At 61.7% G+C, this 407-nt stretch carries 1 protein-coding gene; it reads left to right on the top strand.

What is annotated here, in order from left to right; genetic code table 11:
* Positions 1 to 407 (top strand): methyl-accepting chemotaxis protein (locus BN1121_RS20015; protein WP_043597674.1); only part of this gene is annotated, 407 nt, incomplete at both ends.

The raw sequence follows: 407 nt of genomic DNA, 5'->3' as shown, positions 1-407 counted from the left end.
GCCCTGGGGGTCATGCAACATAACCTGCGGGAGCTGATCGGCAGCATCAGCAATGCCAGCACCCTGATCGCCCAGAAGGCAGAAGAGACGAGCACCGTCTCTTCACAGAGCACCGGGGCCATCACGGCGCAGAGCCGGGAGATCGAAGTCCTGGCGAGCACCATGGACGAGATGGCAGCCTCAGCCGCCGAGATTAGCCAACATGCCCAGGCGGCGGTGGGCGACGTGCAGATGATCGAAGAGAGTCTGCAGGAGATGAGCCAGTCGGTGACGGTGACTCGTACAAGAGTCGAACAAACCGAGCTGGCGGCCGTAGAGGCCAACGCGTCCATGACGCAGTTGGAGCAGGATGCCAAGGCGATCAGCGGGGTGCTGGGTATCATCACAGGGATTGCCGAACAGACCAA

It is taken from the genome of Aeromonas diversa CDC 2478-85 (assembly GCF_000819805.1).
Classification (GTDB): Bacteria; Pseudomonadota; Gammaproteobacteria; order Enterobacterales; family Aeromonadaceae; genus Aeromonas; species Aeromonas diversa.
This window is presented reverse-complemented; position numbering and strand designations above follow the sequence as displayed.